Below are 15634 nucleotides of genomic sequence, written 5' to 3'. Positions count from 1 at the left end.
GCGATGGACGCCGCAGTGCAAGACGCGCTGGTCGCGCTGGAGCTGGAATTGCTGGAGCCAGCGGTGCGCGCCTCGGCCGAGTGCGTGGCCGAACTGCTCGACGACGCCTTCGTCGAGTTCGGCGCCTCCGGGCGCCGCTTCGATAAGCTGGCGGTGCTGCAGGCGTTGGAGATGGAGTCTGGTGAATTCCGCTACCGAGCCTTCGACATCGACGCGCAACTGCTGGCCCCGGACCTGGCGCACCTGCGCTATCGCAGCGAACGCAGCGGCGGCGGCGAACCGCTGCGGCATGCGCTGCGCAGTTCGCTTTGGCAGTATCGCGACGGCCGATGGCGCATGCTGTTCCACCAGGGCACGCCGATTCCCGGCGGCGCCTGAAGATCGCGCCGTGGGAGCGGCAGCGCAGTCCATGACCAAGAAGACCTCCGCCACGTCCACGCGCGCAGCCGCGCCGGCGCTGACCCACCTAGATCCGCAGGGGCTGCCGACCATGGTCGACGTCTCCGCCAAGACCGCCACCGCGCGCGTGGCAGTGGCCGAGGCGCAGGTGCGCTTTCCCGCGGCCGTGGCCGCGCAATTGCGCGCCGATGCGTTGCGCAGCGCCAAGGGCGGCATCGTCGACACTGCGGTGATCGCCGGCACCATGGCGGTCAAGCGCACCCACGAACTGATTCCGTTCTGCCATCCGCTGCCGATCGACGGCTGCCGCTTCGCCATCGACTGGCGCACGCCGCAGGTGCTGGGCATCGAATGCACGGTGCGCACCGTGCACCGCACCGGCGTGGAGATGGAGGCGCTGACCGGCGCCAGCGTCGCTGCACTGACCGTCTACGACATGTGCAAGGCGCTGACCCACGCGATGACCATCGGCCCGGTGCGGCTGGTCGGCAAGCGTGGCGGCAAGCGCGACGTCGGGAGCGTGGCATGAGCGCAGAGGTGAGCGTGCTGTACTTCGCCAGCCTGCGCGAGGCCGCGGGCCTGGAGCGCGAACAGGTGCGCACCGATGCGCCCGACCTGCGCGCGCTGTATGCCGAACTCGATGCCCGCCATAGCTTGCGCTGGCCGCTGGATCGGTTGCGGGTGGCGGTGGACGGCGCCTTCGTCGGCTGGGACGAGGCGGTGCGCGACGGCAGCGAAGTGGTGTTCATCCCGCCGGTCTCGGGAGGCTGAGCCATGTCCACCGAACCGCGTTTCCGGCTGGACGACCACCCGCTCGACATCGCCACGCTGCGCGCCCCGCTGGCGCACGCCCAGGCTGGCGCCTACGCCAGCTTCGAAGGCTGGGTGCGCGATCACAACGACGGCCGCGCGGTCGACGGCCTGCACTACGAGGCCTATGCCGCGCTGGCCGAGGCCGAGGGCCAACGCATCGTCGACGAGGCGCTGGCCCGCTTCGCCATCCTCGACCTACGCTGCGTGCATCGCGTCGGCGAACTGGCGATCGGCGACCTGGCGGTGTGGGTCGGTGTGGTCGCCGCGCACCGTGGCGCGGCGTTCGACGCCTGCCGCTACGTCATCGACGAGGTCAAGGCGCGCGTGCCGATCTGGAAGCGCGAACGCTATCGCGAGGGCGATGCGGGGTGGTTGCATCCGGAGGCGCAGGTGTCGCAACCCTAGTAGCGGCGCGCGCGACCTGGTTTCGATCGTGTCTTCGTAGAGGAGGGTGGTAACCCCGCCGGCTGACCTCGGCGCCCGCGTCGATCGATACGCGCCGAAGTAGCGCCGCCGGTGCAGGGATGCCTGCGCCGTCGCCACGGCCAGTGCCAACGACTAGCCAGGGTCACGGAGCTAGCCGGGCGCGGTGTGTGCCGCAAGGACGCTCATGCTCGGCAGGGCGCATCGCACAGACGAGAATGTGTCCATGCGGCACGGCGGCGTTGCAGGAGGAGGGTGGTAACCCCGCCGGCTGACCTCGGCGCCCGCGTCGATCGATACCGTTGCTGCCTTCCGGCCCTGGCGGGGTTTTCGACCTAGCGTCGCGAGGGGCCGACGGGGCCACCATAGAGACGAAACCGCGCCAGTGGCGCGGTCTTTCCCTTTGAGTTCTTACGCCATGGGCGGAGCAACTCTGCGAGGGAAGCGCATTCGAATCTGGCGGAGAGAGGGGGATTCGAACCCCCGAAGCGCGGTTTAGACGCTTACACACTTTCCAGGCGTGCTCCTTCAACCACTCGGACACCTCTCCGGGTCTTGCGCGGGCCATGCGGTCCGGGCAAGGGCGGGAATTCTAGCCGTCATGGCCGCCGTTCACAAGGCGAGCCGCCGCGACCGCGCTGACCGGCGTCACCTTTGCCCTGTTCATCGTCGCACGCAGCCCTGCGCCCGAGGCGGCGCGCGTCGGGACGGCGGTTGAGCGGGCGACTGAACGATCGCGGTGGCCCGGCGTGGCACAATGGTGGTTCAGATGAAGACGGTCGCCTGATGTCCTATCTCGTTCTCGCCCGCAAGTGGCGCCCCAAGCGTTTCGCCGAGTTGGTGGGGCAGGAGCATGTGGTCCGCGCGCTCACCAACGCGCTGGACAGCGGCCGGGTGCACCACGCGTTCCTGTTCACTGGCACCCGCGGTGTCGGCAAGACCACCATCGCGCGCATCTTCGCCAAGTCGCTGAACTGCGAGCAGGGCACCAGCGCCGACCCGTGCGGTCAGTGCGCCGCCTGCCTGGACATCGACGCCGGGCGCTACATCGACCTGCTGGAGATCGACGCCGCGTCCAACACCGGCGTGGACGACGTGCGCGAGGTGATCGAGAACGCGCAGTACATGCCCTCGCGCGGCAAGTTCAAGGTCTACCTGATCGACGAAGTGCACATGCTCTCCAAGGCGGCGTTCAACGCGCTGCTGAAGACCCTGGAAGAGCCGCCGGAGCACGTGAAGTTCCTGCTCGCCACCACCGACCCGCAGAAGCTGCCGGTGACGGTGCTGTCGCGCTGCCTGCAGTTCAACCTCAAGCGCCTGGACGAGGAGCAGATCCAGGGGCAGATGACCAAGATCCTGGCCGCCGAGCAGATCGAGGTGGATGCCTCGGCGATCGTGCAACTGGCCAAGGCCGCCGACGGCAGCCTGCGCGACGGGCTGTCGCTGCTCGACCAGGCCATCGCCTACGCCGGCGGCGCGCTGCGCGACGACGTGGTGCGGACGATGCTGGGCACGGTCGACCGCACCCAGGTCGGGGCGATGCTGGACGCGCTGGCCGATGCCGACGGGCAGCGGCTGCTGCAGGTGGTGGCCGGCCTGGCCGAGTTCTCGCCCGACTGGGGCGGGGTACTGGAGGCGCTGGCCGAGGCCCTGCACCGCATCCAGGTGCGGCAGCTGGTGCCGGGCGCGGCCACGCCCGCGCTGGATGGTCTGGACCCGGCGCCGCTGGCCGAGCGCCTGCGGCCGGAGATCGTGCAACTGTGGTACCAGATGGCGCTGAACGGGCGCCGCGACCTGTACCTGGCGCCGAGTCCGCGCGCCGGGTTCGAGATGGCGCTGCTGCGCATGCTGGCGTTCCGGCCGATGGGCGCCGCGGCGCTGCCGGCCGGCAGCGCGACCGGCGCGGCGGCGCAAGGACACGGCACTGCGCCGGCCGCTGCGGCCAGTGCGCCTGCTGCGATGGCGGCACCGGCCGCGGTGGCTGCCGCTGCCCCGGCGGCGCCTGCCGTTGCCGCGCCGGTTCCCGCTGCGCCTGTGACGGCTGCGCCCAGCGTCGCAGCGGCGCCGCTGGATCCGCCCTGGGATCCGCCAGCAGCACGCCCGGCGCCGTCCGCGCCCGTCGCGACGCCGGCGCCAGCGGTGGTCCCGGCCGCCGCCGCCGAACCGGAAATGGCGATGGTGCCGCCGCTGGCACCGCCGCCGCGCACCCATGCCCCCGTGTCCGACACGCCGCGTGCGCTGCACAGCGCCGAGGACTGGCTGGAGCTGGTCGCCGATTGCGGCCTGAACGGCCCGTCGCGGCAACTCGCCGCCAATGCCGCATTCGTCAGCCATGCCGAGGGCGTGCTGCGCCTGTCGCTGTCGCCGGGCTTCGAATACCTGCAGTCGGAGCGCTCGCTCGGCGAACTGGCCGCGGCCCTGGCCGATGCGCTGGGCCAGCGCCCGAAGATCGTCATCGAAAGCGGCATCGCGGTCGATGCCGAAACCCTGCATGAGCGCTCGCACCGGCAACGCGGTGAGCGCCAGAACGCGGCCGAGGCCGCGTTCATGAACGACCCGGCGGTGCAGGCGCTGATCCAGCAGCAAGGCGCGCGGGTCGTCCCCGATTCCATCCGTCCCTACGATGAGTGAACCACGATGCGCGGCAATATCGCCCAACTGATGCAACAGGCGCAGAAGATGCAGGAAAACCTGCAGCGCGCCCAGGAAGAACTGGCCAAGCTGGAAGTCACCGGCAGCGCCGGCGGCGGCATGGTCAACGTGACCCTGACCGGCGCCAAGGAGTGCCGCAAGGTGCGGATCGATCCGAGCATCCTCGCCGACCAGGAAATGGCCGAGGACCTGATCGCCGCCGCCTTCAACGATGCGTCCAACAAGATCGATGCCGAGTCCAAGGCGCGCATGGGCGCGGCCACCGCCGGCATGCCGATCCCCCCGGGCATGAAGCTGCCGTTCTGAGGGGCCGGGATTCGGGATTGGGGATTCGCGGTTTTTCGCGAGTGCGCTGCCTCTCCTGCTTCGGTGAATTCCTCTTGTAGGAGCGGCTTCAGCCGCGACCGGTCAGATCAAGCCGTCGCGGCTGAAGCCGCTCCTACGAAAACATCGCGTGACAGCGATGTTTCTTTTACGAATCCCCAATCCCCACCCCCGAATCCACAACCACAATGAGCTCGCCGCTGCTCGAACAACTGATCGATGCGTTCCGCGTGTTGCCTGGCGTCGGCCAGAAGACCGCGCAGCGCATGGCCTACCACGTGCTCGAGCGCGAGCGCGAAGGCGGGCAGCGCCTGGCCGAGCGGTTGCACGAGGCGATCGAGCGCATCGGCCATTGCGCGCAGTGCCGCGATTTCAGCGAAACCGAGGTCTGCGCGATCTGCGCCAGTCCCGCCCGCGATCGCCAGCAGCTGTGTGCGGTGGAATCGCCGGCCGACCGCCTGGCGATCGAACACGCCACCGGCTACCGCGGGCTGTACTTCATCCTGCAGGGCCGGCTGTCGCCGCTGGACGGGATCGGCCCGCGCGAACTGGGCCTGGACCGGCTGGGCGCGCGGCTGGCGCAGGGCGAGGTGGCCGAGTTGATCATCGCCACCAACTCCACGGTCGAGGGCGAGGCCACCGCGCATTACCTGGCGCAGTTGGCGCGCCAGCACGGCGTGCGGCCGAGCCGGCTGGCGCAGGGCCTGCCGCTGGGCGGCGAGCTGGAGTACGTGGATCGAGGCACGCTGTCGCACGCCTTCGGCAGCCGCAGCGAAGTGCCGCGCGCCGGCGCCGGCGAGTAAGCGCCGCACGCGGCTGCGGCGCGACGCCGAATTGGGCTATAACGGCGGCCCCTTCTTTCGTTCCGGGCGCCCTCCATGGACACCATCTTCGGCAAGATCATCCGTCGCGAAATTCCGGCCAGCATCGTCTACGAGGACGACGCCGTGCTCGGCTTCAAGGACATCGCGCCGCAGGCGCCGGTGCATGTGCTCTTCATCCCCAAGCAGGTGGAGATTCCGACCCTGGACGACCTGGCGCCGGAGCAGGCGACCCTGGTCGGCCGGCTGGTGCTGGCTGCGGCCAGCTATGCGCGCGAGCAGGGCCTGGCCCAGGACGGCTATCGGGTGGTGATCAACTGCCGCGAGCACGCCGGGCAGACCGTGTTCCATCTGCACCTGCATCTGCTCGCCGGCGCGCCGCTGGGACGCTTCGGCACGCCCTGAGTCGCGTGGCCGGCGCCAACCGGCAGGTATAAAAAAACGCCGCTGGGATCAGCGGCGTTTTTCATTGCGGCAGAAACGCAGGGCTTACCACCAGCCCCAGCGCGGGCCCCACGGACCCCACGGGCCGCCCCAGGGGCCGTACGGGTAGGCGGGCACCACTTCGACCTGGCGCACCACCGGCCACAGGTAGACCACGTCCGCGTCCATCTTCGGCAGGCGGTAGTCGTAGTCGCCGATGCGGGTGTTGTCGTAGCCGGACACGTGGCCGATGAAGGTCACCTCGCGGCCGGGCTCGAACACTGCCGGATCGTAGAAGCCGGCGCGGCAGGCGATGAAGCGGCCATCACTGGCATCGGCCGCATTGCTGTCCGGGCGGCCGCTGGCATTGAGCGGACGCGACAGCATCTGGAAGCAGGTCTGGCCCTGGCCGGGCGTGGTCTTGATGATCTTGCCGCCCCAGCGCACCGGTGCGCCGGCCTGCTGGCCGGCGACCGAGTCGCGCGGGCTGACGGGCGCGAACTGGCCCTGCAGCGGCTTGGGAGCGGTGGCGCAGGCGCCGAGCGCCAACGCAGCGATCACGGGGAACAGCAGGCGAATCTTCATCGGGATGCTCCAGTGGGCGGACGGTGCCTGCGCAGGTCGCGCAACAATGAAGCGCTGTCCGAATCAGCGCCAGCGTAGCGCGCATCGGCGAAACGCCGGCTGAGCGGGATCAGGCTCGCATCGCCGGTTTCCCGCTGCACGCGCGCGGCCCAGGTCAGCGCCGGTTCGTGCGGGTCGCGGCCCAGCCCGCGCCGGGCGTAGCGTCGGCCCAGCGCCCGCCAGACCCGCAGCAGCGGATCGCGTTCGCGCTCACCGCGGGCCAGCCACCAGGCGATCGCACCCAGCAGCACCGCGGCGAATCCGGCGAACAGCGCCACCAGTTGCCCGGGTTCCAGGCGGGCGATGCCGAACTGGCTGAGCAGACGCTGCTGGCGGTTGGCATCGAACGACAGCACCAGGTCGTTCCAGCCGCGCCGCGCCCAGTCGGCGAGGTCGCGCCAGCGCCAGTCGCCGGCGCCGCCCTGCGCGCCGGCGCCGCCATCGAGCCGGTCCTCCAGGGTGTCGTAGATGCGTTCCGGCGCTACCGCCGCGGTCGGGTCCACCCGCACCCAGCCGCGTTGCGGCAGCCACACCTCGGCCCAGGCGTGCGCGTCCATGCGCCGCACCACCCAGTAGTCGCCGAACGGGTTGCGGGTGCCGCCGGCATAGCCGGTGACCACGCGCGCGGGAATGCCGGCGCCGCGCATCAGCACCACGAACGCCGAACTGAAGTGCTGGCAGAACCCGGCCTTCTGCTGGAACAGGAACTCGTCCACGCCGTCGCGGCCGGGTGGCGGCGTCTCCAGGGTGTAGGCGAAGTCGCGGCGGATCCATTGCAGGGCGCGGGCGACGATCGCCGCATCGTCGGCACCGGCCTGCTGCCGCCACTGCCGGGCCAGCGCCAGGGTGCGCGGGTTGTAGCCCGGCGGCAGCGCCAGCGCGCGCTGCCGTTGCGCCGGCGCGAGATCGGGCTCGACCCGCTGCGGCAGTGCCGACCGCAGCCGCCAGCGGGTCAGGGCGCTGAGCGGGCGCTCGGTCTGCAGCACGGCGTCGGCCGTCAGCCGGGTGCCGGGCGGCGCCTGCCGCGGCAGGTCCAGGGCGACCAATTGCCGGCGGTCGGTCGGTTCCACCTCGAGCTGGTAGTCCCAGCCGCCGGGTGCGAGCTGAATCATCGGTGCCGGCGCGAAGGCGTTGTCGCGCAGCGCACGCCAGGTCTGGCCATCGAAATCCCACAACACCGGGCCGCGCCAGTAGCGCTGCGCCGGCGCCGGCACCGGGCCGAAGAACTGCACGCGCAACGCCGGGGTGTCGTCGGCCAACAGGTCCAGCCACTGCCCCGGACTCATCGTGTCCGACAGGCCGGGCCGGCCCAGCGCACGTTCCGGCACGCCCCACAGCGGCGAACCCAGGCGCGGGAACAGCCAGAACGCGGCCAGCGCCAGCGGCAGGCCCAGCGCCAGCAGGCGGCCGACGCCGCGCAGTTGTCCGCGCAAGGGGCGGCGCGCGCTGTGTCCTTCCTGGTCGGCCAGGCGCTGCATGCACAGCAGGGCCGCGATCACCGCGGCCAGCCCCAGCGCCATCGTCACCGGCCCCTGGTCGAGCAGGAAGGCGGCGAACGGCGCGAACAGGGCGAAGCCGAGCAGGCTGCGCGCATCGCGCAGGCTCTTCAGTTCCGAGGGTTTGATCGCCAGCATCGCCGCCAGCAGCGCGCAGCCGGTATCGCGGCCGAAGCGCAGGCCGACCTGCCAGTACAGCGCCGCGAGCATGACGGCGACCAGGACCAGGCGCAGCAGCGCCGGCAGCGGCCGCCACGCCGAACTGGCGCCGATCAGCAGCGCCGACAGCGCGATCAGCCCGGCCAGCGTCGCGGGCAATTGCAGCAGCAGCGGCAGCAAGGCCAGCAGCGCCGCGCCCAGCGCCCAGGCGCGGCTGGCGGCATGCAGCGTCGGCGAGCGCGGCTCAGCCATGCGGCAGCAGCGCCAGCGCGCGCAGGCACAGATGCCGGTGCTGCGGCCCGCGGCCCGGCCCCAGCGCCGGTTGCCCCGGCAGCAGCAGGCGGTAGCGGCGGCCGTCGCGTTCGGCTTCCTCGACCCAGCGCGCCAGCCGTGCGATACGGCGTTCGTGCGGCAGGGCCGGCAGCGTGCGCCAGTCCAGCACCACGTCCACGCCGATCGGGCGTTCGTACTCGCGCACCAGCAGGGTGTCGCGGCGCGCCGAGTGCTTCCAGGCGATCGCCCGCGGTGCGTCGCCGGCCCGGTAGGGACGTAACTGGTGCAGTTCCTCGCCGAGCGCGTGCAGGCGGGTCTGGGTCGGGGTGCCGGCGCCTGCAGGCAGCGGCGGGCCGTCGGCTTCCGGTTGCGGATAGACCAGCAGCGGGGTGTCCGGCCAGAACCAGGCCCAGGCGCGCAGCAGGCCCAGCGGCTGGGTGGTGGAGACCTGGATGCGTTGCAGGTCGAGCCAGCCGCGACGCTCGGTGGGCACCTCCAGGTCGGCCTCGTTGCGATCGTCGCGGTGCAGGTCGAGGTAGGTGTGCGCGGCGCCGTGGCGCACGCGCAGGCCGCGCCGTCGGCGGCCGTCGGCGGTGGCCAATGCCAGCCGCAGGCGCAGCGGTTGCCCGGCAGCGACCGGCTCGGCCGACAGTGCCTCCAGGCGCAGTCCGGACAACTGCAGATGGGCGACGATGGCGCTGGCCATTGCCGCCGCGCCGAGCAGCATCGCCAGCAGCAGCGCCGGGTTGTTGTTGTAGTTCAGCGCGCCGAGCAGCATCGCCGCCAGCAGCAGCGCCAGGAAGCCGCCGAATGGCGTGGGCAGGATGTAGATGCGGCGCCGGTCCAGATGCACCGGCAGCGCTTCCGGCGCGCGCGGCGCGGCCAACTGCGCCAGTCGCTGCCGCCAGTCGCGCCCCCCGCCCGGCATCGGTGTCAGTCCACCGCGACGCTGTGCAGGATCGCCTTGGCCTTGGCCAGGGCCTGGCCGGAGGCCGATTCCTGTTCGGCCACCAGGCGATGCTCGGCCACGGCCACGAACAGCGCCTGCACGTCCTCGGGCAGCACATGGCCGCGGCCGAGCAGCAGCGCATGTGCCTTGGCCGCGCGCAGCAGGGCGATGCCGGCGCGCGGCGACAGGCCCACGCGCACGCCCGGATGCTGGCGGCTGCGCGCCAGCAGCGCCTGCACGTAGCCGACCAGCGCCTCGCTGGCATGGATCTGCTCCACGCCCTGGCGCAGGGTCGCCATGTCGGCCTCGCCGAGCAGCGGCTGCGCCTGCGCGATCAGGTCGCGGCGGTCGCTGCCGCTGAGCAGCGCGCGTTCTGCCTCGGCGTTGGGATAGCCCAGCGCCAGCCGCAGCAGGAAGCGGTCCAGTTGCGAGTCGGGCAGGGGGAAGGTGCCGGACAGGTCCACCGGGTTCTGCGTGGCGATCACGAAGAACGGCGACGGCAGCGGATGGGTGGTGCCGTCGAGGGTGACCTGCTGTTCGGCCATCGCTTCCAGCAGCGCGCTCTGCGTGCGCGGCGGCGCGCGGTTGATCTCGTCGGCGAGCAGCACGTGGGTGAACACCGGGCCGGGATGGAACTGGAACTGGCGCGATTGCGCGTCGTACACCGACACGCCGAGCACATCGGCCGGCAGCAGGTCGGAGGTGAACTGCACGCGCTGGAAGCCCAGTCCCAGGCTCGCGGCCAGCGCATGCGCCAGCGTGGTCTTGCCCAGGCCGGGCAGGTCCTCGATCAGCAGATGTCCGCCGGACAGCAGGGCGACAAACGCCATGCGCACCTGTTGCGGCTTACCCAGGACCAGCGCGTTGACCTGCTGCTGGGCGCGCGTGAGCGCCTCGCGCAACGTATCGGTTAGCATTTCCGGCAAGCGGGGCGGACTAGGCATCGCATTCTCGCAACGGTTTCAGGGAGTTTACGGGCAATGCAAGGGGAACAACGTGCACGCAGCGTCTTCATCGTGCTGTGGACGCTCGTCACTGCCGCCAAACTGCTGGTCGCCGCGCGCCTGCCGTTGTTCGTGGACGAGGCATTCTATTGGCAGGAAGGCCAGCACCTGGCGCTGGCCTACTCGGACCTGCCCGGGCTGACCGCGTGGCTGGCGCGGCTGGGCGTGGCGCTCGGCGGCGATCATCTGCTGGCGCTGCGCGCGCCGTTCCTGCTGCTGGGGGCGGCCGTGCCGTGGCTGATCGCACGCATCGCCACGCGCTGGTTCGGCGCAGTGGCGGGCTGGCGCGCCGGCAGCCTGGCCTTGCTGATGCCGCTGTCCGGCACCCTGGGCATCCTGGCGCTGCCGGACGTGCCGATGGCGCTGGCGACGATCCTGTGCATCGACGCCACCGCGCGGCTGCTGCGCCAGACCGAGGCGTTGAGCGCGGTGGAACTGGCGCTGGGTTTGGTCATCGGCGCGCTGAGCCATTACCGCTTCGTCGGCGTGATCGGCGTCGGCGCGATCGCGCTGCTGCTGATCCCGCAGGGCCGGCGCATGCTGCGCGATCCGCAGGTCTGGGTCGCGCTGGCGCTGGGCATGGTCGCCTGGCTGCCGCTGCTGGCCTGGAACGCGGACAACGGCGAGGCCGGTCTCAAGTTCCAGTTGGTCGACCGCCATCCCTGGAGTTTCCAGCCCGCCGGCATCGCCTTCCTGCTGATCCAGTTGCTGCTGGTCACGCCGCTGCTGGCGGTGGCGATGACCAAGGTGGCGCTGATGGCCACGCGCGGCGGCAGCAGCGGCACGCGCGTGCAGTGGCGGTATTTCGGCCTGCTCGGCGGCGTGTCCACGCTGGGCATCTTCCTGCTCGGGTTCTTCACCGACGCCGAGCGGGTCAGCTTCCACTGGCCGCTGCCGGGCTATCTGGCGCTGCTGATCGCCACGCCGGTGATCCTCAACGGCTGGAGCAAGCCGCTGCGCCGCGCGACCTGGCTGCTGGCCGGGCTGGGCCTGGTCGGTGCGTTCGGCTACTACCTGGCGGTGTCGGTGCCGGCGGTGCGCGAGCACACCGCCGGCGACAAGTACTACCCGCGCAACTTCGCCGGCTGGCGGCCGTTGGCCGGCGCGGTGCGTCGCGAACTGGCGAGCATGCCGCCCGGCACCAAGGTGCTGGCGGACAACTTCAAGGTCGGCGCAGAACTCGGCTTCGAACTGCGCGATCCCAACATCCAGGTGCTACCGCATCCGTTGAACGACAAGCACGGGCGCAGCGCGCAACTGCAGCAGTGGGGCCTGCTCAACGACGGCCACCGCGACGGTCCGCGGTTGCTGGTGCTCTCGCCCAGCGACATGAAGTACCGGCTGCTGCTGCAGCGCTACCACGCGGTGTGCGACCTGGTCGGCCCGCTGCCGCCGCCGCGGGTGGTGTCCAGCGACCACGGCAGCCAGCGTTTCCTGCTGTTCGCGCTGCCGGCGCAGCGTGCGAGCGGGCCTTGCACCACGCCGGCGATGGCCTGGTTCAACACCCCGGACGTGGACGCCAGCGTCGGCCGCCGCTTCGACGTGTCCGGCTGGGCGTTCAAGGACGGGGTGGGGATCGACCGGATCGAGGTGCTGCTCGACGGCAAGGTCGCGGCGCAGGCGCACTACGGCGACGTCTACGACGTGACCAGGTTCTGGAAGATCTCCACCGATCCCAACCATCCGAACATCGGCTTCCGCGCCACCGTCGATGCCAGTGGCCTGGCGCCGGGCACGCACTGGCTGGGCCTGCGCCTGCATGGCCGCGACGGCAGCGTCGAGGACTGGTGGGAACAACCGATCGTGCTGCGCCCGCACTGAGCTAGGATGGCGCGCCTTTCCGCCGCCGCGCAGGACCGCACGCCGCTCATGTCCAGTTTCCCCTCCGATCGCCCCGCGGCCGCGCCGCGGATCGCGGTGCTGGTGCCGTGCCACAACGAAGCGGCCACCATCGGCCAGGTGGTGGCCGATTTCGCCACGCATCTGCCTGGTGCGCAGGTCCACGTGTTCGACAACAACTCCAGCGACGCCACCATCGCCCGGGCGCGGGCGGCCGGCGCGGTGGTGCGCGAGGTCGCGCTGCAGGGCAAGGGCAACGTGGTGCGGCGCCTGTTCGCCGACATCGAGGCCGACGTCTACGTGCTGGTCGACGGCGATGCGACCTACGATGCGGCGATGGCGCCGGCGCTGGTCGAGCGGCTGCTGCGCGACGGTCTGGACATGGTGGTGGGCGCGCGCCGCAGCGATGCGGCGGCCGCCTACCGCGCCGGCCATCGCACCGGCAACGTGCTGCTGACCCGCTGCGTGGGCTTTCTGTTCGGGCGCAGCTTCGACGACATGCTGTCCGGCTACCGGGTGTTCTCGCGGCGCTACGTGAAGTCGTTTCCCGCGCATGCCGCCGGCTTCGAGACCGAGACCGAACTGGCGGTGCACGCGCTGCAGCTGCGCATGCCGGTGGCGGAGGTGGACACCGCCTACGGTGCGCGTCCGGAAGGATCGCAGAGCAAGCTGCGCACCTGGCACGACGGCACCCGCATCCTGTTGACCATCCTGCGCCTGTTCAAGGCCGAGCGACCGTTGCTGTTCTTCTCGCTGGGCTTCGGCGCCTGCGTGCTGCTGGCGCTGGCGCTGGCGGTGCCGTTGTTGCAGACCTACCTGCAGACCGGCCTGGTGCCGCGTTTCCCCACCGCGATCCTGTGTTCGGCGCTGGTGTTGCTGGGCGTGCTGCTGCTGGCCTGCGGGCTGATCCTGGATACGGTCACGCGCGGCCGCATCGAGGCCAAGCGCCTGGCCTACCTGGCGATCCCGGCCTGGCCGGTGGATGCGCAGGGCGCGCAGCGGAGCGACGGCGCATGAGCACGACCGTTGCTGCGGCGGCCGTGCCGCGCCCGACCCGCCGCCAGCGCCTGCTGGCCGCACTGGATCGCCGCTTCGCCTTCCACAGTCGCGGCAACGTGATCGCGGCGGGCGTGGCGGTCGCGGTGCTGGGCGGACTGCTGTCGCTATGGCTGGGCCAGGACGCCAACTGGGACCTGCGCAACTACCACCTGTACAACGGCTACGCCGTCCTGCATGGCCGCCTCGGCATCGACCTGGCGCCGGCGCAGATGCAGAGCTACTTCAATCCGCTGCTGGACGTGCTGCATTACGCGCTATTCGTCGGCTTGCCCGCCCCGCTGGCCGGGTTCGCGATGGGCGTGCTGCACGCACTGGCGTTCCTGCTGCTGGCCGGCATCGTCTGGCAGGTGCTGGACCCGCGGCTGGACCGCGCGCGGCTGGTGCCATGGCTGGCGCTGGCCGGGCTGTGCAGCGCCGCGTTCCTGTCCGAGTTCGCCGGCACCATGGGCGACAACACCAGCGCGCTGCCGGTGCTGGGTGCGCTGCTCGCCGCGCTGCACGCGCAACGCCGCCAGCAGGCCGCGGGGCAGGGCGTGGCGCGGGGCTGGTGGGTGCTGGCCGGCGCCCTGCTCGGGCTGGCGATGGCCTGCAAGCTGACCAATGCGCTGTTCGCGCTGGCCCTGGGCGTGGCCGCGCTGGTCGCCGGCGGGCGCCCGCGGCAGCGGATCGGCGGCGCCGCGGTGCTGACCGCGGTGACGCTGCTCAGCTTCGCGCTGCTGGCCGGGCCGTGGCTGCTGCGGGTCTGGCAGACCTTCGGCAATCCGCTGTTTCCGCAGTTCAACAGCCACTTCCTGGCGCCGCTGGCGCAGCCGGTGGCGGTCAGCGACACGCGCTGGTTGCCGAAGACGCTGTGGGAGTGGCTGACCTGGCCGCTGCAGTTCTCGCTGGCGCCGAACCGGGTCAGCGAGGTGCGCCTGCGGCAACTGGTATGGCCGCTGCTGTATCTGCTGGGCCTGGTCGAGCTGCTGCGCTGGATGCTGCGGCGTCCGCGCACCTCCGCGCCGGCGGAGGTGGTCGCGCCGGCCTGGCGTGCGGTGTTGGTGTTCGTGGTGGTGGCCTTCCTCGCCTGGCAGGCGGCCTTCAGCATCCAGCGCTACCTGGTGGTGCCGGAGCTGCTGGCGCCGCTGCTGCTGTGGGTGGGGCTGCGGCGGCTGCTGCCGGCGCGCATCGCCGCGCCGGCGGTGCGCTGGACCCTGATCGCCTGTGCGGCCTTTGCGCTGTACGGCTGGGGCGAGTGGGGGCACGAGCGCTGGGCGCGCGAGGCGTTCCGGGTGCAGGCGCCGCCGATGCCGCAGCCCGAGCGCAGCCTGGTGCTGCTGGTCGGCGATGCCCCGGAGTCCTGGCGCATTCCGTTCCTGCCCGGGCAGGCGGCCTACGCGTCGGTCGCCTCCAATTTCCCGGAAACGCCGGCCTACGCCGCACGGGTCCGCGAGATGCTGGCGGCGCGCGGGCAGGGCTATGCGATGCTGCCGGCGGAAGTGGATCGCAACGTCGAGCGCCTGCAGCGGCTCAATGCGGTGGCCGCGCGCCTGGGTCTGGATCGCGGCCCCGACTGCGCGCTGATGCGGCGCCTGGCGCATCGCCCGGTGCGCGCGGGCGTGGACGTGGACGCCGGCCGCTGCCGCTGGGTACTGCTGCCGGAACGGGCCGTGGATGTCGCCGCCGCGGACCGCCAGACCCAGGCACTGGCGACGCAGCAACTGGCGCGCTATGGCCTGGCTCTGCAGCCGGGGTCTTGCCAGCTCTATGCGTCCTGGGTCGGCCAGGCGCGTTTCCCGTACCAGTGGTGCCGGCTGCAGTGAGCTAGGGCAGCACGAAGCCGGCCTCGCGCAGCAACTCGGACAGCGCAATCAACGGCAGGCCGATCAGCGCGGTCGGATCCTGGGTCTGGATCGCGCGGAACAGGCTGATCCCCAGGCCTTCGCACTTGAAGCTGCCGGCGCAGTCCAGCGGCTGTTCGGCGGCGACGTAGCGGGCGATGGCATCGGCCTGCAGGTTGCGGAACCGGACCTCGGTGAGATCGCAGGCATGCAGGGTGCGCGCGCCGCGCTGCAGGCACACCGCCGTGTGGAAGCGCACGCTGCGCCCGGACATGGCCGCCAGTTGCGCGTGCGCCGCGGCCACCTCGCCGGGCTTGCCCAGCGGCTGGCCGTCCAGTTCGGCGACCTGGTCCGAGCCGATCACCCAGGCCTCTCCGGCAGTGGCCGCGACCGCCGCCGCCTTGGCCGCCGCCAGCCGCTGCGCCAGCGCCAGCGGCGCTTCGCCGGGCAGCGGGGTCTCGTCGACCTGCGGGCGGGCGCAGTCGAAGGGCAGGCGCAGCCGCTGCAGCAGTTCGCGGCGGTAGGCGGAAGTGGAAGCCAGGATCAGCGGCGGCAT

The 15634-nt window shown here is 71.6% G+C and carries 16 protein-coding genes, 1 tRNA gene and 1 other RNA gene; 11 read left to right on the top strand and 7 right to left on the bottom strand.

Going from position 1 to position 15634, the window contains the following annotated elements; genetic code table 11:
* Nucleotides 1–3: 3 nt before the first annotated feature.
* From AC1G9L_RS16885 to AC1G9L_RS16870, 4 genes are read left to right on the top strand one after another with little or no spacing between them, the layout of a single operon-like run.
* Nucleotides 4–378, top strand: coding sequence for a DUF4440 domain-containing protein (locus AC1G9L_RS16885; protein WP_019800254.1), 375 nt, complete (start codon nucleotides 4–6; stop codon nucleotides 376–378).
* A gap of 31 nt (nucleotides 379–409) precedes the next feature.
* The gene (moaC, locus tag AC1G9L_RS16880) at nucleotides 410–928 is read left to right on the top strand and encodes a cyclic pyranopterin monophosphate synthase MoaC (RefSeq protein ID WP_019800255.1); all 519 of its coding nucleotides are present in this window, start codon (nucleotides 410–412) and stop codon (nucleotides 926–928) included.
* A complete protein-coding gene (locus AC1G9L_RS16875; RefSeq protein WP_019800256.1) occupies nucleotides 925–1170 on the top strand; it encodes a MoaD/ThiS family protein in 246 nt (81 codons plus the stop codon). Before moaC ends, AC1G9L_RS16875 begins: the two co-directional genes overlap by 4 nt.
* 3 nt (nucleotides 1171–1173) lie before the next feature.
* A complete protein-coding gene (locus AC1G9L_RS16870; protein ID WP_019800257.1) occupies nucleotides 1174–1617 on the top strand; it encodes a molybdenum cofactor biosynthesis protein MoaE in 444 nt (147 codons plus the stop codon).
* 279 nt (nucleotides 1618–1896) lie between these two features.
* Here AC1G9L_RS16870 and ffs read toward each other — a convergent pair.
* An RNA gene (gene ffs, locus AC1G9L_RS16865) (signal recognition particle sRNA small type) lies at nucleotides 1897–1993 on the bottom strand.
* 99 nt (nucleotides 1994–2092) lie between these two features.
* Nucleotides 2093–2185 (bottom strand) — tRNA-Ser (locus AC1G9L_RS16860).
* 236 nt (nucleotides 2186–2421) lie between these two features.
* Between AC1G9L_RS16860 and dnaX the strand changes: the two genes are divergently transcribed.
* From dnaX to AC1G9L_RS16840, 4 genes are all read left to right on the top strand, one after another.
* Nucleotides 2422–4266, top strand: coding sequence for a DNA polymerase III subunit gamma/tau (gene dnaX, locus AC1G9L_RS16855; RefSeq protein WP_481069559.1), 1845 nt, complete (start codon nucleotides 2422–2424; stop codon nucleotides 4264–4266).
* Nucleotides 4267–4272: 6 nt separating this feature from the next.
* Entirely contained in the window at nucleotides 4273–4593 is a 321-nt protein-coding gene (locus tag AC1G9L_RS16850) for a YbaB/EbfC family nucleoid-associated protein (RefSeq protein WP_017909282.1), read from the top strand.
* Nucleotides 4594–4799: 206 nt separating this feature from the next.
* Nucleotides 4800–5414 (top strand): recombination mediator RecR, encoded by a 615-nt coding sequence (gene recR, locus AC1G9L_RS16845; RefSeq protein ID WP_019802203.1) that lies wholly within the window; start codon nucleotides 4800–4802, stop codon nucleotides 5412–5414.
* Nucleotides 5415–5489: 75 nt separating this feature from the next.
* Nucleotides 5490–5837: a histidine triad nucleotide-binding protein gene (locus AC1G9L_RS16840; RefSeq protein WP_010342491.1), complete on the top strand. Its 348-nt coding sequence runs from the start codon at nucleotides 5490–5492 to the stop codon at nucleotides 5835–5837.
* A gap of 84 nt (nucleotides 5838–5921) precedes the next feature.
* Here AC1G9L_RS16840 and AC1G9L_RS16835 read toward each other — a convergent pair whose 3' ends face one another.
* The 4 genes from AC1G9L_RS16835 to AC1G9L_RS16820 are packed head-to-tail and all read right to left on the bottom strand — an operon-like array spanning nucleotide 5922 to nucleotide 10300.
* Nucleotides 5922–6440, bottom strand: coding sequence for a Slp/YeaY family lipoprotein (locus AC1G9L_RS16835; protein WP_019802204.1), 519 nt, complete (start codon nucleotides 6438–6440; stop codon nucleotides 5922–5924).
* Nucleotides 6437–8386 (bottom strand): transglutaminase TgpA family protein, encoded by a 1950-nt coding sequence (locus AC1G9L_RS16830; protein ID WP_481069558.1) that lies wholly within the window; start codon nucleotides 8384–8386, stop codon nucleotides 6437–6439. The genes AC1G9L_RS16835 and AC1G9L_RS16830 overlap by 4 nt, the downstream gene beginning before the upstream one ends.
* Complete coding sequence (locus AC1G9L_RS16825; RefSeq protein WP_481069557.1) at nucleotides 8379–9335, bottom strand: DUF58 domain-containing protein; 957 nt, start codon at nucleotides 9333–9335, stop codon at nucleotides 8379–8381. Before AC1G9L_RS16825 ends, AC1G9L_RS16830 begins: the two co-directional genes overlap by 8 nt.
* Nucleotides 9336–9340: 5 nt before the next feature.
* Complete coding sequence (locus tag AC1G9L_RS16820) at nucleotides 9341–10300, bottom strand: AAA family ATPase (protein ID WP_481069556.1); 960 nt, start codon at nucleotides 10298–10300, stop codon at nucleotides 9341–9343.
* Nucleotides 10301–10336: 36 nt separating this feature from the next.
* On the opposite strand from AC1G9L_RS16820, the gene AC1G9L_RS16815 reads away from it, so the two are divergent.
* The 3 genes from AC1G9L_RS16815 to AC1G9L_RS16805 are packed head-to-tail and all read left to right on the top strand — an operon-like array spanning nucleotide 10337 to nucleotide 15060.
* A complete protein-coding gene (locus AC1G9L_RS16815; RefSeq protein WP_019801464.1) occupies nucleotides 10337–12181 on the top strand; it encodes an ArnT family glycosyltransferase in 1845 nt (614 codons plus the stop codon).
* A gap of 48 nt (nucleotides 12182–12229) precedes the next feature.
* Complete coding sequence (locus AC1G9L_RS16810) at nucleotides 12230–13216, top strand: glycosyltransferase family 2 protein (RefSeq protein WP_420009060.1); 987 nt, start codon at nucleotides 12230–12232, stop codon at nucleotides 13214–13216.
* Complete coding sequence (locus tag AC1G9L_RS16805) at nucleotides 13213–15060, top strand: hypothetical protein (RefSeq protein WP_481069555.1); 1848 nt, start codon at nucleotides 13213–13215, stop codon at nucleotides 15058–15060. The genes AC1G9L_RS16810 and AC1G9L_RS16805 overlap by 4 nt, the downstream gene beginning before the upstream one ends.
* 1 nt (nucleotide 15061) lies before the next feature.
* Here the strand turns inward: AC1G9L_RS16805 and AC1G9L_RS16800 are convergent, their stop codons facing one another.
* Nucleotides 15062–15634 carry a Maf family protein gene (locus AC1G9L_RS16800; protein WP_481069554.1) on the bottom strand — a complete coding sequence of 191 codons (573 nt, stop codon included), beginning with the start codon at nucleotides 15632–15634 and terminating at the stop codon, nucleotides 15062–15064.

This window comes from Xanthomonas sp. NCPPB 1132 (assembly GCF_056629235.1).
Note: the sequence above shows the minus strand (reverse complement) of the source record. Positions and strands in the feature narration are given on the sequence as shown.

Coding starts and splice junctions, on each gene's coding strand:
- AC1G9L_RS16885 (WP_019800254.1), top strand. CDS start 4: ATGGACGCCGCAGTGCAAGACGCGCTGGTCGCGCTGGAGCTGGAATTG.
- moaC (WP_019800255.1), top strand. CDS start 410: ATGACCAAGAAGACCTCCGCCACGTCCACGCGCGCAGCCGCGCCGGCG.
- AC1G9L_RS16875 (WP_019800256.1), top strand. CDS start 925: ATGAGCGCAGAGGTGAGCGTGCTGTACTTCGCCAGCCTGCGCGAGGCC.
- AC1G9L_RS16870 (WP_019800257.1), top strand. CDS start 1,174: ATGTCCACCGAACCGCGTTTCCGGCTGGACGACCACCCGCTCGACATC.
- dnaX (WP_481069559.1), top strand. CDS start 2,422: ATGTCCTATCTCGTTCTCGCCCGCAAGTGGCGCCCCAAGCGTTTCGCC.
- AC1G9L_RS16850 (WP_017909282.1), top strand. CDS start 4,273: ATGCGCGGCAATATCGCCCAACTGATGCAACAGGCGCAGAAGATGCAG.
- recR (WP_019802203.1), top strand. CDS start 4,800: ATGAGCTCGCCGCTGCTCGAACAACTGATCGATGCGTTCCGCGTGTTG.
- AC1G9L_RS16840 (WP_010342491.1), top strand. CDS start 5,490: ATGGACACCATCTTCGGCAAGATCATCCGTCGCGAAATTCCGGCCAGC.
- AC1G9L_RS16835 (WP_019802204.1), bottom strand. CDS start 6,440: ATGAAGATTCGCCTGCTGTTCCCCGTGATCGCTGCGTTGGCGCTCGGC.
- AC1G9L_RS16830 (WP_481069558.1), bottom strand. CDS start 8,386: ATGGCTGAGCCGCGCTCGCCGACGCTGCATGCCGCCAGCCGCGCCTGG.
- AC1G9L_RS16825 (WP_481069557.1), bottom strand. CDS start 9,335: ATGCCGGGCGGGGGGCGCGACTGGCGGCAGCGACTGGCGCAGTTGGCC.
- AC1G9L_RS16820 (WP_481069556.1), bottom strand. CDS start 10,300: ATGCCTAGTCCGCCCCGCTTGCCGGAAATGCTAACCGATACGTTGCGC.
- AC1G9L_RS16815 (WP_019801464.1), top strand. CDS start 10,337: ATGCAAGGGGAACAACGTGCACGCAGCGTCTTCATCGTGCTGTGGACG.
- AC1G9L_RS16810 (WP_420009060.1), top strand. CDS start 12,230: ATGTCCAGTTTCCCCTCCGATCGCCCCGCGGCCGCGCCGCGGATCGCG.
- AC1G9L_RS16805 (WP_481069555.1), top strand. CDS start 13,213: ATGAGCACGACCGTTGCTGCGGCGGCCGTGCCGCGCCCGACCCGCCGC.
- AC1G9L_RS16800 (WP_481069554.1), bottom strand. CDS start 15,634: ATGCCGCCGCTGATCCTGGCTTCCACTTCCGCCTACCGCCGCGAACTG.